Origin of the sequence: uncultured Sulfitobacter sp. (assembly GCF_964021855.1) — a bacterium.
Taxonomy (GTDB): domain Bacteria; phylum Pseudomonadota; class Alphaproteobacteria; order Rhodobacterales; family Rhodobacteraceae; genus Sulfitobacter.
In genome coordinates, this window is record NZ_CAXHZD010000002.1 from 55,054 (window position 1) to 73,330 (window position 18,277).

Annotated in this window: 15 protein-coding genes and 1 tRNA gene; 15 read left to right on the forward strand and 1 reads right to left on the reverse strand. The window is 57.7% G+C overall.

Features of this window, described 5'->3' with window-relative positions; translation table 11 throughout:
* Window positions 1-108: 108 nt before the first annotated feature.
* From hemE to AADJ11_RS06450, 15 genes are all read left to right on the forward strand, one after another.
* Entirely contained in the window at window positions 109-1,158 is a 1,050-nt protein-coding gene (gene hemE, locus AADJ11_RS06380; RefSeq protein ID WP_341233725.1) for a uroporphyrinogen decarboxylase, read from the forward strand.
* Window positions 1,159-1,220: 62 nt separating this feature from the next.
* Window positions 1,221-1,297, forward strand: a tRNA-Met gene (locus tag AADJ11_RS06385).
* A gap of 405 nt (window positions 1,298-1,702) precedes the next feature.
* Window positions 1,703-2,737, forward strand: coding sequence for a TRAP transporter substrate-binding protein (locus AADJ11_RS06390; protein WP_341233726.1), 1,035 nt, complete (start codon window positions 1,703-1,705; stop codon window positions 2,735-2,737).
* An 84-nt stretch (window positions 2,738-2,821) separates the two neighbouring features.
* Window positions 2,822-3,403 carry a TRAP transporter small permease gene (locus AADJ11_RS06395; protein WP_341233727.1) on the forward strand — a complete coding sequence of 194 codons (582 nt, stop codon included), beginning with the start codon at window positions 2,822-2,824 and terminating at the stop codon, window positions 3,401-3,403.
* Window position 3,404: 1 nt separating this feature from the next.
* The gene (locus AADJ11_RS06400) at window positions 3,405-4,724 is read left to right on the forward strand and encodes a TRAP transporter large permease (protein ID WP_341233728.1); all 1,320 of its coding nucleotides are present in this window, start codon (window positions 3,405-3,407) and stop codon (window positions 4,722-4,724) included.
* A gap of 78 nt (window positions 4,725-4,802) precedes the next feature.
* Window positions 4,803-6,617, forward strand: coding sequence for a feruloyl-CoA synthase (locus AADJ11_RS06405; RefSeq protein WP_341233729.1), 1,815 nt, complete (start codon window positions 4,803-4,805; stop codon window positions 6,615-6,617).
* An 86-nt stretch (window positions 6,618-6,703) separates the two neighbouring features.
* Window positions 6,704-8,248 carry a benzoate-CoA ligase family protein gene (locus tag AADJ11_RS06410; RefSeq protein WP_341233730.1) on the forward strand — a complete coding sequence of 515 codons (1,545 nt, stop codon included), beginning with the start codon at window positions 6,704-6,706 and terminating at the stop codon, window positions 8,246-8,248.
* Window positions 8,245-9,072, forward strand: a complete 828-nt coding sequence (locus tag AADJ11_RS06415) for an alpha/beta hydrolase (protein WP_341233731.1) — start codon at window positions 8,245-8,247, stop codon at window positions 9,070-9,072. The genes AADJ11_RS06410 and AADJ11_RS06415 overlap by 4 nt, the downstream gene beginning before the upstream one ends.
* Window positions 9,073-9,105: 33 nt before the next feature.
* Window positions 9,106-9,519 (forward strand): DUF309 domain-containing protein, encoded by a 414-nt coding sequence (locus AADJ11_RS06420; RefSeq protein ID WP_341233732.1) that lies wholly within the window; start codon window positions 9,106-9,108, stop codon window positions 9,517-9,519.
* 124 nt (window positions 9,520-9,643) lie between these two features.
* Window positions 9,644-11,302 (forward strand): 2,3-epoxybenzoyl-CoA dihydrolase, encoded by a 1,659-nt coding sequence (gene boxC, locus AADJ11_RS06425; RefSeq protein WP_341233733.1) that lies wholly within the window; start codon window positions 9,644-9,646, stop codon window positions 11,300-11,302.
* 71 nt (window positions 11,303-11,373) lie between these two features.
* Complete coding sequence (gene boxB, locus AADJ11_RS06430) at window positions 11,374-12,825, forward strand: benzoyl-CoA 2,3-epoxidase subunit BoxB (protein WP_341233734.1); 1,452 nt, start codon at window positions 11,374-11,376, stop codon at window positions 12,823-12,825.
* Window positions 12,826-12,919: 94 nt separating this feature from the next.
* Complete coding sequence (gene boxA / locus AADJ11_RS06435) at window positions 12,920-14,098, forward strand: benzoyl-CoA 2,3-epoxidase subunit BoxA (RefSeq protein WP_341233735.1); 1,179 nt, start codon at window positions 12,920-12,922, stop codon at window positions 14,096-14,098.
* Complete coding sequence (locus AADJ11_RS06440) at window positions 14,099-14,524, forward strand: thioesterase family protein (RefSeq protein ID WP_341233736.1); 426 nt, start codon at window positions 14,099-14,101, stop codon at window positions 14,522-14,524.
* Window positions 14,525-14,601: 77 nt separating this feature from the next.
* Complete coding sequence (locus AADJ11_RS06445; protein ID WP_341233737.1) at window positions 14,602-15,492, forward strand: helix-turn-helix transcriptional regulator; 891 nt, start codon at window positions 14,602-14,604, stop codon at window positions 15,490-15,492.
* Window positions 15,489-16,526 carry a 3-hydroxyacyl-CoA dehydrogenase family protein gene (locus AADJ11_RS06450; protein ID WP_341233738.1) on the forward strand — a complete coding sequence of 346 codons (1,038 nt, stop codon included), beginning with the start codon at window positions 15,489-15,491 and terminating at the stop codon, window positions 16,524-16,526. Before AADJ11_RS06445 ends, AADJ11_RS06450 begins: the two co-directional genes overlap by 4 nt.
* Window positions 16,527-16,587: 61 nt before the next feature.
* On the opposite strand, the gene AADJ11_RS06455 is transcribed toward AADJ11_RS06450, so the two are convergent.
* Window positions 16,588-18,255: an ABC transporter substrate-binding protein gene (locus AADJ11_RS06455; protein ID WP_341233739.1), complete on the reverse strand. Its 1,668-nt coding sequence runs from the start codon at window positions 18,253-18,255 to the stop codon at window positions 16,588-16,590.
* Window positions 18,256-18,277 lie beyond the last annotated feature (22 nt).

The window sequence follows — 18,277 nt, forward strand, 5'->3', positions numbered from 1 at the left end:
AAGTTCTCTTTGGGCCAAGTCAATTTTGTGCGACAATGCGGCACCCGCGCCTTGACTTCCAGCCCTCACATCTTGACCAAGGCAAAAGATTACCTGAGGAGCCGACACATGGCGCAGACAACAGCCCCAACCAAAACCATTTTGCGCGCTTTGGCGGGTGAAACGCTGGCGACACCGCCGATCTGGATGATGCGGCAGGCGGGGCGCTATCTGCCCGAGTATAAGGTCACGCGCGCCGAGGCGGGGGATTTCCTGTCGTTGTGCTATAATCCTGACCTGGCGACCGAGGTCACTTTGCAGCCGATCCGACGCTATGGATTTGATGCGGCGATTTTGTTTGCGGATATTTTGCTGGTGCCACAGGCGCTGGGGGCGGATCTGTGGTTTGTCACCGGCGAAGGGCCGCGCTTGTCCACGGTCACCACGCAGGCGGATTTCGACAAGCTGAAACCCGTTGATGTTATTCACGAGACGCTGAACCCGATCTATCAGACCGTGCGCAACCTTGCCGGGGCTTTGCCGCCGGAAACCACGTTGATCGGCTTTGCGGGCGCGCCATGGACTGTGGCGACCTATATGATTGCGGGGCAGGGGACCAAGGATCAGGGGCCCGCGCATCAGTTGCGGATCAATGACAACCCGTTGTTCGAATCGCTGCTGAACCTGATCACCAAGGCGACGATTGAATATATGTCGGCGCAGATCGAGGCCGGTGCCGAGGTCATGAAGATTTTCGACAGCTGGGCGGGGTCGCTGTCGGGCGAGGCATTCCAGAAATACGCGCTGGAACCTGCGCGCGAGATCACCCAAGAATTGAAGAAACGCCACCCGGGCATTCCGATCATCGGCTTCCCGCGTGAGGCGGGCGATCAATATATTGGTTTTCACAAGGCCACCGGTGTGGATTGCGTTGCGCTGGATAATTCCGTGTCTGCTGAATGGGCTGCGGCCAATGTTCAGGTGGATGGCTGCGTTCAGGGCAACCTTGCGTCACGCCATATGGTTACCGGCGGGCAGGATTTGATCGATGAGACACGCACCATCGTAAAGGCCTTTTCCAAGGGGCCGCATATCTTTAATTTGGGTCACGGCATCACGCCGGACGCCAATCCTGACAACGTTCAATTGATGATTGATACGGTTCGCGACGCAGGTTGATGACATTAGATTGGTTTTGGCCCTTGACGGGGGCCAAGGCCCGTCATATTCGAAGCGCCGATGGCGTTATAGCTCAGTTGGTTAGAGCGAACGACTCATAATCGTTAGGTCCCTGGTTCAAATCCAGGTAACGCCACCATCCCCCACCTATATAAGTCCGCTATGTGGCCCAAGAATTCGCCAGTTGTGTGAATTATTTTGCATTAGCGGGGCATTTCGTTTGACGGTTACAAAGTCAGGCGCGCTAAGTTGCACGAAAGTGCGAATTTGCCGGTGCGCAGAGACCAATGCGAGATCGTCCAAAAGAGTATCGAAAAGATAATGACAAGTATTGTTAGATGGCCTAACAATATTTGTTAAGAAACGCTGCGTTCCCTGATCTAGCTGGGAACATGCGATTCAGGGGAGGGAAACGGATGTATCGAGGAGAGCATCACATCTGTGATTGCGGTGCATTTGTTGTTTGTCCCCCGTATTGAGCGACCCCACGGAAAGCCCGCATTAAAGTGGGCACCGTTACGACCAACGAATAGGGAGAGAAAACATGATGATGAGAAGAACCATACTGGGTGCCGCTGCGGCAGCGCTTGCTGTTGGGATGAGTGCGACAGGTGCCTTGGCGCAAGACGTCACGCTGCGCATGCACCAGTTCCTGCCGCCACAGGCCAACGTGCCAATGCAGGTGTTGGACGTTTGGGCCGATAAGGTTCAGGCAGACAGCGGCGACCGGATCAAGGTTGAACGCTATCCGTCCATGCAGCTTGGCGGTAAACCACCAGAGCTGATGGACCAAGCGATTGATGGCGTGGCCGACATCGTCTGGACCGTGGTCGGCTATACGCCGGGCCGCTATCCATCGACCGAAGTGTTTGAGCTGCCGTTCATGGTGAACGACGCACGCGCGGCCAGCTCTGCCTATTGGCAGATGTTTGAAAAGCACATGAAAGATGGCGAATTCAAAGATGTGCACATCTTGGGCACATGGGTGCACGGCCCCGGTCTGCTGCACACCAACAAGGAAGTGCGCACGCCTGCTGATATGCAGGGTCTGAAAATCCGCGGCGGATCACGTTTGGTGAACCAGCTGTTGGAAACGACCGGTGCGACGCCGGTTGGTATGCCGGTGCCTGCGATCCCCGAAGGCCTGTCCAAAGGAGTTATCGACGGGACGACCATCCCGTGGGAGGTTACGCCTGCGCTGAAAGTGTCAGAACTGGTCAAGAACCACACCGAGTTCGCGGGCTCTGCGCTGTATACGCTGACGTTTGTTCTGGCGATGAACAAAGACAAGTACGAAAGCCTGCCTGACGACCTGAAAAAGGTTATCGACGACAATTCCGGCCATGAATTCTCGGTTTTTGCAGGGGGGACGCAAGCGGATGCCGACGGCCCCGCGCGCGAAATCGCGGTGGGTCTGAACAACAACATCGTCACCCTGTCCGACGCGGAAACGCAGGTTTGGCGGGATGCGGCGCAGCCGATCTATGCCAGCTGGATCGCAGATATGGACAGCAAAGGCATCGATGGTCAGGCGCTGATCGACGAAGCCCGCAGCCTGATGGACGCCTACGGCAAGTAAGCTGACGACCATAGCCATGGCCTGCGGCGTATCAAACGCCGCAGGCCTTTCGCCATACAGATTACCCAACTTAAGAGATGTCACATGCATCGGCTGATACAATTTCTTGCCCGGTTTACCGCAGTTATCGGGGGGCTCGTCTTGGTCGTTCTGATCCTGATGACGACGCTTTCGATCATCGGGCGCACCGCGAACAAGGTGCTTCATAACGAGTTTTTCCAAACCCAGCTAAACGGTCTGTCACAAGCCCTGCTTGATCTAGGCGTCGGAGAGATCAACGGCAATTACGAACTGCTTGAGGCGGGCATTGCTTTCGCGATTTTCTCGTTTCTGCCGATCTGCCAGTTTTACGGGGCCCATGCGAGCGTTGATATCTTTACCTCGGTTCTGTCGCGGCGCGCCAACCGCTGGATCGCGGCCTTTTGGGAACTGGTCCTGACAGCCGTGATTATCCTGATTGTCTGGCGGCTGTTCGAGGGGATGCAGCGGTATATCGGCAATGGCGAGACGACATTGTTTTTACAATTCCCCGTCTGGTGGGCCTATGCCGCCAGCTTTGCTGCAGGCATCATATCGTGCATCGTGGCGGCATATTGCGCCGTTGTGCGCGTGATCGAAGCAGCGACCGGCGAAAATATCCTACCCAGCGAACAAGGGGCGCATTGACGTGACCAATCTAGAACTGGGCTTTTGGTCCTTCCCTGTGCTTTTGTTGATGATTTTTTTGCGCGCGCCGATCGGGTTGGCGATGTTGCTGTGCGGATTTGGTGGCTGGTATTTCGCCATGGGCGGTAACCCGACCCCGCTGCTGGCCAAGCTGAAATCCGAGACTTACACGACATTCTCGAGCTATTCATTGTCGATCATTCCGATGTTTTTGCTGATGGGGCAATTTGCGACCCTGTCGGGCATGTCCACGGCGCTGTTCAAAGCCGCCGAAAGCTTTCTGGGGCATCGCAGGGGCGGTGTCGCGATGGCCGCTGTTGGGGCTTGTGCCGGCTTTGGCGCGATCTGCGGCAGTTCGCTGGCCACGGCGGCAACCATGTCCAAGGTCGCCCTGCCTGAATTGCGCCGCTATGGCTATTCGGGGGGGTTTTCCACCGCAACGCTGGCGGCAGGCGGCACCTTGGGCATCCTGATCCCGCCCTCGGTCATCTTGGTGATCTATGCGATTTTGACGGAACAGAATATCGCGAAACTGTTTTTGGCGGCGTTCATTCCCGGCATTCTGGCTGCCCTTGGCTATATCGTCACGATTTCCATTTATGTGCGCCTGAACCCCAATTCGGCAGGCACGCGCCCCGCGGTCCCCATGGCAGAGCGGTTCAAGGCGCTGGCAAATACTTGGCCGGTTCTGGTGATCTTTTTCATCGTTGTGGGCGGCATCTATCTGGGCTGGTTCACCCCGACCGAAGGGTCGGCCATCGGCGCGGCGGGCACGGGGCTGGCGGCGTTGCTGTCAGGCAGTTTGAACTGGTCCTTGCTGCGCGAAAGCCTGCTGGGCACCGCGAAAACCACCGGCATGATCTTCTTTATCGTGCTGGGGGCCGGGTTCTATAACGGCTTTCTGGCGCTGTCGGGCGTGCCGCAGTTCATGGCCGATTGGGTCGTGGGCCAAGGGTACAGCCCGTGGTTTGTGCTGACGATCATCTTGGTATTCTACCTGATCTTTGGGTGCCTGATGGACAGCCTGTCGATGATACTGCTGACCGTGCCGATTTTCTTTCCGGTGATTTCGGCGATGGATTTCGGGATGAGCACGGAACATCTGGCGATCTGGTTTGGTATCTTGGTGCTGATTGTTGTCGAGGTGGGGCTGATTACGCCGCCCGTGGGGATGAACCTGTTCATCATCAACTCGATGGACCGCGAAACGCCCATGACCGAAACCTATAAGGCTGTGATGTATTTCGTGGGGTCCGACATCGTCCGCGTGATTATTCTGGTGATGTTCCCCGCGATCACATTGTTCCTATTGCCGGGCTAGCCGGGCCTTTGGCCCCTCATTCCGGCAGTCGAAAATAGTAAATGGCTCTGCCCGACGTGCGGCGGACAAGGAGAAATCATGACGAATAGCGCCAATCTGCTACCGCATAAGGTGACCAGAACGGACCGCCCTGATGGGACGATCATACTGGAATCCGGCTATGATCTGGGGCCGGTGGCCCGCTGTACGGGCGATTGGTTGCACGACTGGGCAGCGGCGGCACCGGACCGGGTGTTTCTGGCAGAGCGGTCGGGTGCCGGTTGGCGCACGGTCACCTATTCACAAGCACTGGAAATGGTGCGTGCCATAGCGGGGCATCTTTTGTCGCGTGATCTGGGGCCGGAAAAACCCATTTTGATTATTTCGGGCAACAGTGTTGATCACGGTTTGCTGTCGCTTGCCGCGCAATATGTGGGCGTGCCGACGGTGCCTGTGGCCGAGCAGTACTCGCTGATCCCTGCGGCCCTGCCACGGCTTGATTACGTGGCCAAGCTGGTGAAACCCGGGATGGTCTATGCGTCGGACGGGGGCACCTATTCCTGCGCTTTCGGGTTGGACAGCCTTTCGGGCGTGGAAAAGCTTTCCTTGGCACCCGGTGATACAGGGGCCACGGATTTCAACAGTTTCCTGACGCCAAGCGGGGCAGATGTGGATGCGGCATTCGCCAAGATCACACCGGATACGTTGGCGAAAATTCTGATGACCTCGGGCTCGACCTCCGACCCCAAGGGGGTGTTGACCACGCAAAAGATGATGACCACGAACCAAGCGCAATTGGCCCAAGCCTTGCCCTTTGTGACGGCGCGCCCCCCGCAATTGGTGGACTGGCTGCCGTGGAACCACGTTTTTGGCGGGTCGCATAACTTTAACCTGATGCTGGCAAATGGCGGCAGTCTGTACATCGACGAAGGCAAACCCGCCGCTGGAATGTTCGACAAGACCCTTGCCAACCTGCGCGAGATTTCGGGCACCATCAGCTTTAACGTGCCGGTCGGGTTCGCCCAATTGGTCACAGCGCTGAAGGCCGACAAACAACTGCGCGAACGCTATTTTGCGCAGCTTGATATGATCTTTTACGCGGGGGCGTCGCTGCCGCAGGCAACCTGGGCCGAGCTGGAACGCCTTGCCATGGAGACGCGTGGCAAGCTGCCGCTGATCAATTCATCTTGGGGTCTGACGGAAACCGCGCCAGCCGCGTTGTTGCAGCATGAACCGGCCAAGGGCGCGGGGATCGTGGGCGTGCCGCTGCCCGGTGTGATGGTGAAACTGATCCCCGACGACGACGGGCGCTGCGATGTGCGTGTGGCGGGGCCGACAATCACCAAGGGCTATCACGACAACCCCGAAAAATCTGCCGAGGCGTTTGACGAAGAAGGGTTCTTTGTCACCGGCGATGCGATGCGGTTGATTGACCCGAACGACCCTGCGCGCGGGTTGATGTTTGACGGGCGCATGTCCGAAGATTTCAAGCTGATGACGGGCACATGGGTGCGCGCGGCGCAGTTGCGGTTGGACCTGCTGGCTGCCTTGGCCCCCTATGTGTCGGATCTGGTGCTGACCGGTCAGGGCCGCGAGGAAGTGGGCATGTTGCTGGTGCCCAACCACGCCACGATCAAGGCAGAGGGGTGGCAGGTGTCGGATGATGCGGGCGCAATGATTTGCCCGCCGCTGATGGAGAAAATCGGGGCCGTGATGAAAGAGCTGGCCGCAAAAACGACCGGCAGCGCGTCGCGTGTGACCGGGGCTGTTATCCTGACCGATCTGCCGTCAATGGGCGACGGAGAAGTCACGGCCAAAGGCAATCTGAACTTTCCTAAAATGCTGATGCGCCGTGCCGATTTGGTCGCCCGGATTTATGACACTGCGGACGGGGCCCGTATATCGGCGGATTAATGCAATAAATTGCCCATATAGGCGAGTTATCTTGCGGCAGCATTTTGTAAATGCACAATAAAGCATCGACGTTTGGGAGGACCGAGATGACCGCTGCCAACACTATAGCTAATGCAGTCACATATTTCGTCGACCGTCACACAGAAGAAGGACGTGAGGACAAGGTCGCATATCGGGAAATTGGCCGTGGCCGGACATTAACCTACGGGGACATGGCCACGGGCGCAGCACAAGTGGCGGGGGCATTGGCGCGTGCCGACATTCGCCCCGAAGAACGCGCCGCGGTACTGGTGCTGGACCAGATCGAATTCCCGCAGATTTTCTGGGGTGCCATTAAATGCGGTGTCATTCCGGTGCCGATCAACACGCTTTTGGCGGCGGCCGTCTATGACGCGATCCTGCGGGATGCGCGCGCTGCGATCCTTTTCGTGTCGGCTGAACTGTGGGACGTCGCCAAACACGCAGTGGCGGGAAACCCCTATTTGCGGCATGTGGTTGTGATCGGTGATCCGGTCGACGGGACCACCAGTTTTGACGATTTTTTATCGGGCGCAGAGCCGCGCGCAACCTTGCCGGTCAGCCCGGACGAGGTTGCGTTCTGGCTCTACTCATCAGGATCGACAGGCCAGCCGAAAGGCGTGGCACATGTGCATTCATCCTTGCGGGCGACATCAGACACCTATGGCAAACAGGTGCTTGAGATCGCTGAGGATGATGTTGTGTTTTCCGCGGCCAAGTTCTTTTTCGCCTATGGCTTGGGCAATGCCATGTCGTTTCCGCTGTCTGTCGGGGCAACCACCTTGCTGCTTGCAGGGCGCCCGACGCCGGATGGCGTGGTGGATATTCTGAACACGGAAAAGCCGACGGTGTTTTGCGGTGTGCCGACGCTGTATGCGGCGATGGTCGCGCATATGGACAGCGCGGGAGGTCTGAAGGCCCCGCTGCGCACCTGCATTTCGGCGGGCGAAGCTTTGCCGGAAGAAGTGGGGTTGAGGTGGGAAAAACACGTCGGTACCTGCATCCTTGACGGGGTCGGATCGACTGAAATGCTCCATATCTTTCTAAGCAACCGTAAGGATGATCTGGTTTACGGCACCTCGGGCGTTGCGGTGCCCGGCTATACGCTGCGTCTGGTGGACGAGCTGGGCGAAGACGTGCTGCCCGGCGGCGTGGGGGAGTTGTTGGTGAACGGGGCCTCGGCCGCGAATTCGTATTGGAACCAGCGCGACAAATCCCGCAGCACGTTTGAAGGGGTCTGGACCCGCACCGGCGACAAATACGAGCTGGGTGAGGATGGCCGGCTGACCTACTGCGGGCGCACGGATGACATGTTCAAAGTCTCCGGCATCTGGCTGTCACCGTTCGAGGTCGAAGGCGCGCTGGTCAGCCATCCACGCGTGTTAGAGGCCGCCGTCGTTGCTGCTGAAGACGCGGACGGGTTGGAGAAACCCAAAGCCTTTGTCGTGTTGAAAGAGGGTAGCGCCGACGATGCCCTGCTGGCCGAGCTGAAAAGCCACGTCAAAGAAAAGATCGGCAAATGGAAATATCCCCGCTGGATCGAGGTGGTCAACGACCTGCCCAAAACAGCGACGGGAAAAATACAACGTTTCAAATTACGAGAGGAAGCATGATGGGTGTGACATGGGCAAACGAGGCAGGTCAGCGGCTGACGGCAGGCGGTAAATCACTGGAATACGCCGCATGGGGGCCGAAGCCTGCGGATGCGCCAACGCTTGTGCTTTTGCATGAGGGGTTGGGCAGTGTCGCGCTCTGGCGCGATTTTCCGCAGGCCTTGGTTGATGCCACCGGCTTTGGTGTGCTGGCCTATTCGCGGGCGGGCTATGGGGCGTCTGATCCCGTCGATTTGCCGCGCCCGCTGGATTACATGACCCGCGAGGCCGAACAATCGCTTGGCGATGTGTTGGACGCGGCCGGCGTCGAGCACGCGATTTTACTGGGCCATTCCGATGGTGCCACGATTGCCACGATCTATGCCGGTTCCGTGTCGGATATGCGCATCCGGTCGCTGATCCTGATGGCCCCTCATTTCTTTACCGAACCGGGCGGGTTGAGGGCGATCAGGTCGGCTGGCGACGCCTATAACGATGGCGATCTTAAGCAGAAGCTGGCCAAGTATCACAGCAATGTCGATGTGGCGTTTCGGGGCTGGCACGACGCCTGGACCGATCCGAAATTCGAGGCATGGAATGTCGGCGACAGCATCGACCATCTGCGCATTCCGGTTCTGGCCATTCAGGGGCGTGATGATCCTTATGGCACGTTGGCGCAAATCGAAGAGATCGAGACGCGAATATATTCACCTGTTGAAACGGCCATTTTGGACAATTGTGGCCATGCCCCGCACATGGACCAACCCCATGCCAGTTTGGATGCGATCCGCGAATTTTGCGCCCGGCTGGACCGGATCGAGCGTGAAATCGTTCAGGTCGCTTAAGCGGTGGGCGTTTCGGTCCCTCCGCATGCACATGTGCCGGGCCTGAACGCGCGCCATCCCGAGGATTGGTTCGATCACATCAAGGCAAGTGTGACCGAGGAGACGCCGATTGAGCTGCTGGGCCAGACCGAGGCTTGGCAGGTTGGGCTGTTCTATTTCCATGACGGGTATTTTTGGGAATGCCACGAGGTTCTTGAGGCGGTTTGGATGCGTGCACCGGATCCTTCGCCGGAACGGGCCATCATACAGGGGATGATCCAACTGGCGAATGCACGGCTGAAAATCCGGATGGGAAAACCGAACGCGGCCCGCAGGCTATGCGCCATGGTGGACGATCTTTTGCGGCAATGCGGGGCGGCTGAAACGATTCTGGGCCTTAGGCTGCGTGATATTGAGGCTTGGGTTCATGAGACCCGAGATCAGATTGAATTGCGATATGATGCATAAAATGTGCATATATTTAGAATGAATCCAGAAATATATGGCAGTATCCTGCCATATTGCGCATCTATCTAACAAACAGCCGGTACTGTGATGCAGCATATCACCGGACCACGAGGGGGGACTGCCTGTGACCAAGATTATCGATTTCCAAACTGATCCGTCAAAATACCGTCATTGGAAGATCGAATATGATGGTCCCGTCGCGAACCTTTATATGGACGTGGATGAAAAGGGTGGGCTGTTCGAAGGCTATGAGCTGAAGCTGAATTCCTATGATCTGGGCGTCGATATCGAATTGTCCGATATTGTGCAGCGGATGCGGTTTGAGCACCCGGAGGTCAAAGTCGTGGTGATGCAATCGGCCAAGGAAAAGGTGTTTTGCGCTGGTGCTAATATTCGCATGCTTGGCGGCGCTGCGCATAGCCACAAGGTTAACTTTTGTAAGTTCACCAACGAGACGCGTAATACCTACGAGGCAGCGCTGGCCGACAGTGGTCAGAACTATATCTGCGCGGTCAAAGGGGCCTGCGCGGGCGGAGGATACGAGTTGGCGCTGGCGTGCAATCACATCATGCTGACCGACGACAGCACATCCTCGGTTGCCCTGCCAGAAGTGCCCCTGCTGGCGGTTTTACCCGGCACAGGCGGCCTGACGCGCGTCACCGACAAGCGCAAGGTTCGCCGCGACCGCGCCGATGTGTTCTGCTCGATCGAGGAGGGGGTGAAGGGCAAGCGCGCCAAGGAATGGCGTTTGGTCGACGAGGTGATCCCCAACTCGAAATTCGATGAAATGGTGGTTGAGCGCGCGCAGGAAATGGCCGCCAATTCAACCAAGGCAGATGTGGCGCAGGGTATCGAGCTGACACCCCTCGCACGGAGTTTCACGGCGGATGGCATTACCTATTCCACGGTGGAAGTGGTCCTGAACCGCGGTGCAAAGCGGGCGACGGTGACGATCAAAGGGCCGGATGCAGCTGCCCCTGCCGATATGGATGCGCTGACGGCCCAAGGCGCAGACGCGTGGATATTGCGCTGCGCGCGTGAACTGGACGACGCGATCCTTCACCTGCGCAATAATGAAAAAGAACTGGGCCTGATCGAATTCCAGACCCAAGGCGACCCAGAACTTGTCGTCGCACACGAGGCGCTGTTGCTGGCCAACAAGGACCACTGGCTGGCCAATGAAATCCTGCAATATTGGAAGCGCGTGTTGAAGCGGGTCGATATGACCTCGCGCAGTTTGGTTGCGATTGTCGAACACGGATCGTGTTTCGCCGGCCCCTTGGCCGAACTGCTGTGGGCCGTGGATCGCAGCTATATGATGCTTGAGGAATTTGACGGCGATAACCGGCCCCTTGCAACGGTGACCCTGACCGACGGCAACTTCGGCACCTATAAAATGGGCAACGACCTGACCCGGCTTGAAACGCGGTTCTTGGGCACGCCCGAGGATATCGCGACGCTTGAGGGATTGAAGGGGCAACCGCTTGAGGCCGATGCCGCCGACGAGGCCGGACTGGTCACTTATGTCTATGACGACATCGATTGGGAGGATGAGGTGCGCCTGTTCATGGAGGAGCGCGCCAGCTTTAGCCCCGATGCCATGACGGGGATGGAGGCGAACCTGCGCTTTGCTGGCCCCGAAACCATGGAGACCCGCATATTTGGCCGTCTGACCGCATGGCAGAACTGGATTTTCCAACGTCCAAATGCCGTTGGCCCAGATGGCGCGCTGCAACGTTACGGCACAGGCGTGCGCGGTGAATACAATATGGAACGTGTGTAACGGGCACGGATTTTTTCAAAAAATCCGACCCAAAATCTTTGAAAGATTTTGACCCCACGAGGAGGAAATCAATGATCGACCTAATCAACGTAAGCTACGACACTCAGATTCCGAACAACGTGAATCTGAGCCAGGATAAGAAGGTGCTGAAAGCGCTGGAGAAATGGCATCCAGGGTACATCAACTGGTGGAATGATCTGATCCCTCAGAACTTTCAGGAATCGATGGTGTATCTGCGCACCGCCGTGTCAGTTGACCCGAAAGGCTGGGCAAAGTTCGATTATGTAAAGATGCCCGAATACCGCTGGGGTGTTTTGCTGGCCCCCGCCGTGGAAGATCGTAAAATCCCGATGGGTGAGCATTACGGCGAACCCGCGTGGCAAGAAGTGCCCGGCGAATACCGCAATATGCTGAAGCGCCTGATTGTGATCCAAGGCGATACCGAGCCGGGATCGGTCGAACAGCAACGCTTCCTTGGGCTGACCGCGCCGTCGCTTTACGACATGCGCAACCTGTTCCAAGTCAACGTAGAGGAAGGTCGCCACCTTTGGGCGATGGTCTATCTGCTGCAAAAGTACTTTGGCCGTGATGGCCGTGAAGAAGCCGATGACTTGCTGGTGCGGTCCTCGGGGTCGGATGACAGCCCGCGCATGCTGGGCGCGTTTAACGAGGAAACGCCGGATTGGCTGTCGTTTTTCATGTTCACCTATTTCACCGACCGCGACGGCAAGATGCAGTTGGAAAGCCTTGCGCAGTCGGGCTTTGACCCGTTGTCGCGCACCTGCCGCTTTATGCTGACCGAAGAAGCGCACCACATGTTTGTCGGTGAAACCGGCGTGGGGCGCACCATTCAAGCCACGCTTGAGGCGATGAACAAGGCGGGCATCACCGACCCCTACGACATCAATAAAATCCGCGACTTGGGCGTGATCGACCTGCCCACGATCCAGAAAAAGCTGAACCTGCACTATACGTTGTCACTGGATCTGTTCGGGCAAGAGGTATCAACCAACGCGGCGAATGCGTTCAACTACGGTATCAAAGGCCGGTATATGGAGCAGCGGATCGACGACGATCACAAGCTGCAAAACGATACCTATGCGGTCACATCGGTCAAAGATGGCAAGATCGTTACCGAAGACGTGCCTGCGCTAACCGCGATCAATATGCGTCTGCGCGATGACTATGTGCGTGATGCCGCAGGCGGTGTCGGGCGCTGGAACAAGCAGATTGCCAAAGCGGGTGTCGATTATGCGTTCAAGATGCCGCACGAAGGGTTCCACCGTCAGATTGGCGTGTTCAGCGCCGTGGCTGTTGACCCCGATGGTAATATCATGTCGTCGGATGAATGGCATAAACGCAAAGACGAATGGCTGCCGACCAAGGCCGATGGTGATTATATCCAGTCGTTGATGGTACCGTGCTATGAGCCGGGCAAATACGCCAGCTGGATCGCCGCACCCAAAGTTGGCATCGATAACAAGCCGGGCGACTTTGAATATGTAAAGTTGCACATGGCCTAGAGCGCGCGGTGGGTTGTACCCACCCTACGCAGATAACAACGGTGGGTGGGCTTTGGTCCGCCCATCCGCACATAAAGCCGCAGGAGCATTCGCCATGAACCAGCCCGTCAAACAGCACCTCATCGACCCCGAGATCTGTATCCGGTGCTATACCTGCGAAATGACCTGTCCGGTGGGCGCGATTGAGCATGACGACAACAACGTCGTTGTGAATTTCGACGCCTGCAACTTTTGCATGGATTGCATTCCGGTCTGCCCGACTGGGTCGATCGACGAATGGCGCGTGGTCGATACGCCCTATACGCTGGAACAGCAGTTCGAGATGGACGAACTGCCCGATCAGGAAGACATCGCCGCACCCGCCCCATTGTCGGACGAGGGGGCCGTGGACCCAATCGCGGCACTGCTGGCCGAAGCGCATAAAGGCGCGGGTGGTAAGGCCATAGCCCCCCTGACGGCCAGCAAGCCAGCGGTCAACATGTACAACCTTGGCAAGCCTGCCAAGATGAAGGTGCAGGGCAATTACCGTCTGACCGACGACCCTGACCATGACGTGCGCCACATCATCCTTGACCCCGGCGCGCTGCCGTTTCCGGTGCTTGAAGGGCAATCGGTCGGCATCATCCCCCCCGGCACCGATGCCGAGGGCAACGCGCATCTGCCACGGCTTTATTCGATCTCAAGCCCGCGGGACGGTGAGCGCCCCGGTTACCACAACATCTCGCTTACGGTGAAACGCGAGGATAAGGGGCTGGCGTCGAACTATCTGTGCGATCTCGAGACCGGGGCCGAGGTCGAGGTGACAGGCCCCTTTGGCGCGACATTCCTGATGCCAAGCGATCCGCAAGCGCATTTGCTGCTGATCTGTACAGGCACCGGTTCCGCACCCATGCGTGCCTTTACCATGCAGCGCCAGCGCAGTGGCGCGACAGGTGGGATGACCATGTTCTTTGGTGCGCGCACGCCGCAAAGCCTGCCGTATTTCGGCCCGCTCAAGAAGATACCGGAAAGCCTGATGAAACAGCATCTGGTGTTCAGTCGCGAGGCGGGTACAGACAAGGAATATGTGCAGGACCGGATTATCGCCGAGCAGGAAACCGTCGCGGAATTGTTGGCCGACGATCACACCTATATTTATATCTGCGGGTTGCGGGGCATGGAGGAAGGTGTTGAAAGGGCGATGACTTCAATCGCCGAAAGCATGGGGCAGCAATGGGAAGCGTTGCGCGACACCATGCGTGAAGACGGCCGTTACCATGTGGAAACCTACTGAATGACCGACACGCCTTTTGTTCATGAAATTCGCGTAACATGGGGCGATTGCGACCCGGCGCAGATTGCATATACCGCCCGTTTGCCTTGGTTCGCCCTGGATGCGATTAACGCGTGGTGGGAAGAGCATTTCGACGGTGAAGGTTGGTTTCAGATGGAAATCGATCGCAATATGGGCACGCCCTTTGTGAACCTGTCGATGGATTTCAGCAGTCCCGTCACCCCGCGCCACCGTCTGATGTGCGAGACCTATCCGACGCGGCTGGGCGAGAAATCGATCACCTTCGGGATGAAAGCCTATCAGAATAATGTGCTGTGTTTCACGGGCAGCTTTACCTGTGTGTTTACCCAAGCGGACGTTTTCAAAAGCATGCCCGCGCCTGATCGTATTCGCAAAGTAGTCGAACCGCTGATCCGCGACGCTTAATGCACTTTTTTGCAGATTTTTGTTGATCCCACAGGGATGGGGGTTAATCTTGCATTATTGTTCATTAATGGATGCTTATGCCCGATATTCACCCCCCGTCCACCCCCGGCGAAGAGCTGATCAAGCGGATCGCCGTTCGGGTGCGAGAGGCGCGAAAATCTCGGGGTTTGCCGCGCCGCGTTTTATCCGAGATGTCAGGCGTGTCACCGCGTTATCTTGCTCAGCTTGAGGCGGGGGAAGGCAATATCTCGGTCATTTTGTTGCAGCGGGTAGCCGGTGCGCTTGAGCTTAAGATCGAGGCGTTGCTGGCAGAGACCATACCGCTTGATCGGGATGCAGAGCGGATTGCGCAGGTTTTCAGCAAGGCGAACGCTGACGTGCAGCAACAGGTGCGTGCGTTATTGTTCGCGCAAAGCAAGACGGAACTGCGGGCGGGTCGCATCTGTCTTATCGGTTTGCGTGGTGCCGGGAAATCGACATTGGGCAAGTTGGCGGGTGATGCGCTGGGGCTGCCCTTTGTTGAGCTGAACAAAGAGATCGAGGCCGCATCCGACATGCCAATCGCCGAGGTGATGGCGCTGTACGGGCAAGAGGGATATCGCGAGCTTGAGGCCGAGGCGTTAGAGCGGGTCGGTGCCAAGCATGACAAAATGATCCTTGCCGTCGCCGGTGGCATCGTCGCCGAGAAAACGACCTATACCCGGCTATTGCAGCGGTTCCATACGATCTGGGTCCACACTAGCCCTGCGGAATATATGCAGCGCGTGCGCGCCCAAGGTGATGTGCGCCCGATGGAAGGCAACCCCGCCGCGATGACGCAGCTGAAGAACCTGCTGGATACCCGCACCCCGCTGTACGAGCGTGCGGATGCGCAGATCAACACGTCAAACCGCCCCGTAAAGGCATCGCTTAAGGACCTGCTGCGTATTATCGAAAAGCGGCATTTTCTGGATGTGCTTGACGGGTGACAGCGTCAGCGCACAGGCATGTGGTTCTATACGATCTGGGCACGGCGAGTGCCGATTTGATCCACGTCTTGTCCAAGGCCGGTTTGACCGTCAGCGTGATAGAGCCTGACCCGGGAGACGCGGCCCGTGTGGGCGCGGTTCTTGGGCGGCGATTGCCTGATCTGGATATGCGTGTGGACAGCGCCGTGCCGATGCACTGCGACGTGTTTGTTAGCCGTGCTGCGAACGCTGGCCAAGCGCTGCAGGGCGCATTGGGTGTGGTTCTGGATGGGCCGCAGTCGCTGGTTGGGCTTACTGATCCTGCGCACGCGGTGTCGATGGATTTACTGGACCCACGATTGGTAGAACTCAGTTTTGGCAGCGCCTCCGCCGACGCCCGCCGAATGGCCGTGGAGTTTGTAAAATCCCTGAATGTACCGTTCATGCAAAGCAGAGGGGATGCGTTCGCGGGCACTGTCTTGCAAGACGCGGCCCTCGCGTTGGTGGACCGGCTTTTGCTTGTGGGCGTGACCCCGTGGGAGCTGGACGAAGCGCTGGAACATGCGGGGTTCCGCGAGGGGCTTTTGAAGGCGCAGGACCATATTGGTTTGGACGTCGCGTTTGCACGGCGCAGGGCGGCGGGCACCGATCTTTTGGTTGCCGACCGCATGGTCCGCGAGGGGCGATTGGGGCGGTCTATTGGGGTCGGCTGGTATCGGTATCCCGGTGGTGGCGGTGCTGTGATCGACCCGCTGATGGAGGATATGGTCGTCGAAGAAGCCCGCTTTGCCCAGATAGATCAGATGCCGCTTACGGCGGCGGAAGCCGCAGACGCTTTGATTGTCGGGGTGATGAATGCGGCCAGTGGCATGTTGCAAAGCGGCGTGACGCCGCAAGAGCTGGATCAACTGGCGTTTTACAAATTGGGGCTGCCGGACATCATCGCGCGTGCGCGATCAATGGGGCAGGCGGCGTTGGAACAGCGCTTGCGAGACCTGCAAGTGATCCACCCTACGCTTTGGGCACCATCGCCTGCCTTGTCCCTGCTTTTCTAACGCGCAACGAAAAAAGGGGCCACGAAAACGCGGCCCCTTTCCCAAAATTTTATGGACGTGATTACATGGTCCACGCCATACGTGCCGGGTGGTATTCGAACCCGATGTGGTGGTTCGCGCCAACCAGACCTTCTTTGGTGTGGTTATACAGCGACCGCCAATAGGGCTGGATCGTCACGCCTTCGCTTTGGATCAACGCTTCACCTTCGGCCATGATCGCACGGCGTTTTTCAACGTCGGCAACCGACAGTGCTTTGGTCAGCAGGGCGTCGAATTCGGGGTTGGACCAGCCGAATTCATTCCATGCTTCGCCAGAACGATAGGCCAGCGCCCAGATTTGCACGCCCAAAGGCCGCGCGTTCCAGTTGGTCGACGAGAACGGGTATTTCGTCCAGTCGTTCCAGAAGGTCGAACCGGGCAGAATTGTCCGCTTTACCTTGATGCCCGCATCACGCAATTGCGCGGCAACCGCATCGGTGGTGTCTTTGCGCCATGCATCGTCGATCGAGAACAGCTCGTGTTCGAAATCGGCCATGCCCGCCTCGTCCATCAGCGCCTTAGCGGCGGCAGGATCGACCTTGCGCGGGGGTAGTTCCGCATATTCGGGGTGCATCGGGCCGACATGGTGGTTTTCGGCGACCAGACCGCGCCCCGCATAGCCCAGTTCAAGCAGGACGGCGTTATCAACGGCCATCATAATCGCCTGACGGACCCGCGCATCTGCGTATGGCTTCATGCCGTCCACCTCGGCAAGCTGGTTGGGACGGATTACGATGGTTGCCGCAGTGGCGATTTCGTTTTCGTTCCAGCCATCAAGCGTGCCGAACACGTCAATGAATTCACCCTCAATGGAATAGGTCGCGTCGATCTCGTCCGCCTCGGCTGCCGCAACAAAGGCGGAGGGGTCTGTACCGTAATCGATATATTCAAGCCGGTCGATGTAGGGGCCGCCATATACGTCGGTGCCCCACCATGTGTGATCGGGGTTCTTGACCAAGACACTTTTCACGCCGACCTCAAGAGATTCAGGCAGGTAGGCACCTGTGCCAACAGGATTGTCCAGCATGGTTTCGGCGTCGAACCCTTCGGGAACGATTGCAGCAGGGTAATCGGCCATGCCGGGGATCAAGGTGATGTCCGGACGCGGCAGCATCAGTTTGACGGTGTGATCATCGACCGCAACGATGGACCCTTCGATTGCTTTTCCTGTGCCCTCGTCGATCAGGGTCGCGAAACGGCCAGCCATTGAGTTGCCTTCGACGGATTTGTCACACCAACCTTCGATGTTGCGCACCACGTCGGCGGCGGTAAAGGCGTTGCCATTGTTCCAGGTTACGCCCTTACGAACGTTCAGTGTATATTCGGTGGCGTCGTCGTTAATCTCCCAGCTTTCCAGCAAGGCCGGGGTAAACGTGCCGTCATTTTCCCAGATCGCGAGGTATTCGAGCCACCCGCGCGAGAAGTTTGCGATTTGCGACCAGTCATAGGTACGCGGATCTTTGAGGGCGCGCACTTCCATCTGCATGCGTACTGTACCGCCTTCTTTGTGGGCGGCGGCGCTGGCAGGGGTGGGCAGACCAATCATTGCATAAGCGGTGGCAGTGGTTGCGCCAAATGCGCTGGCCAGTGCCAGAAATTCGCGTCGGTTTACCGGATCAGCCTTGGCGGCCTCGGCTGATTTTAGAATGGCCTCTGGCAGGGGCTTACCGGTACGGGTCAAAAAACTCATGATCTTCCTCTCTGTTGGTGTG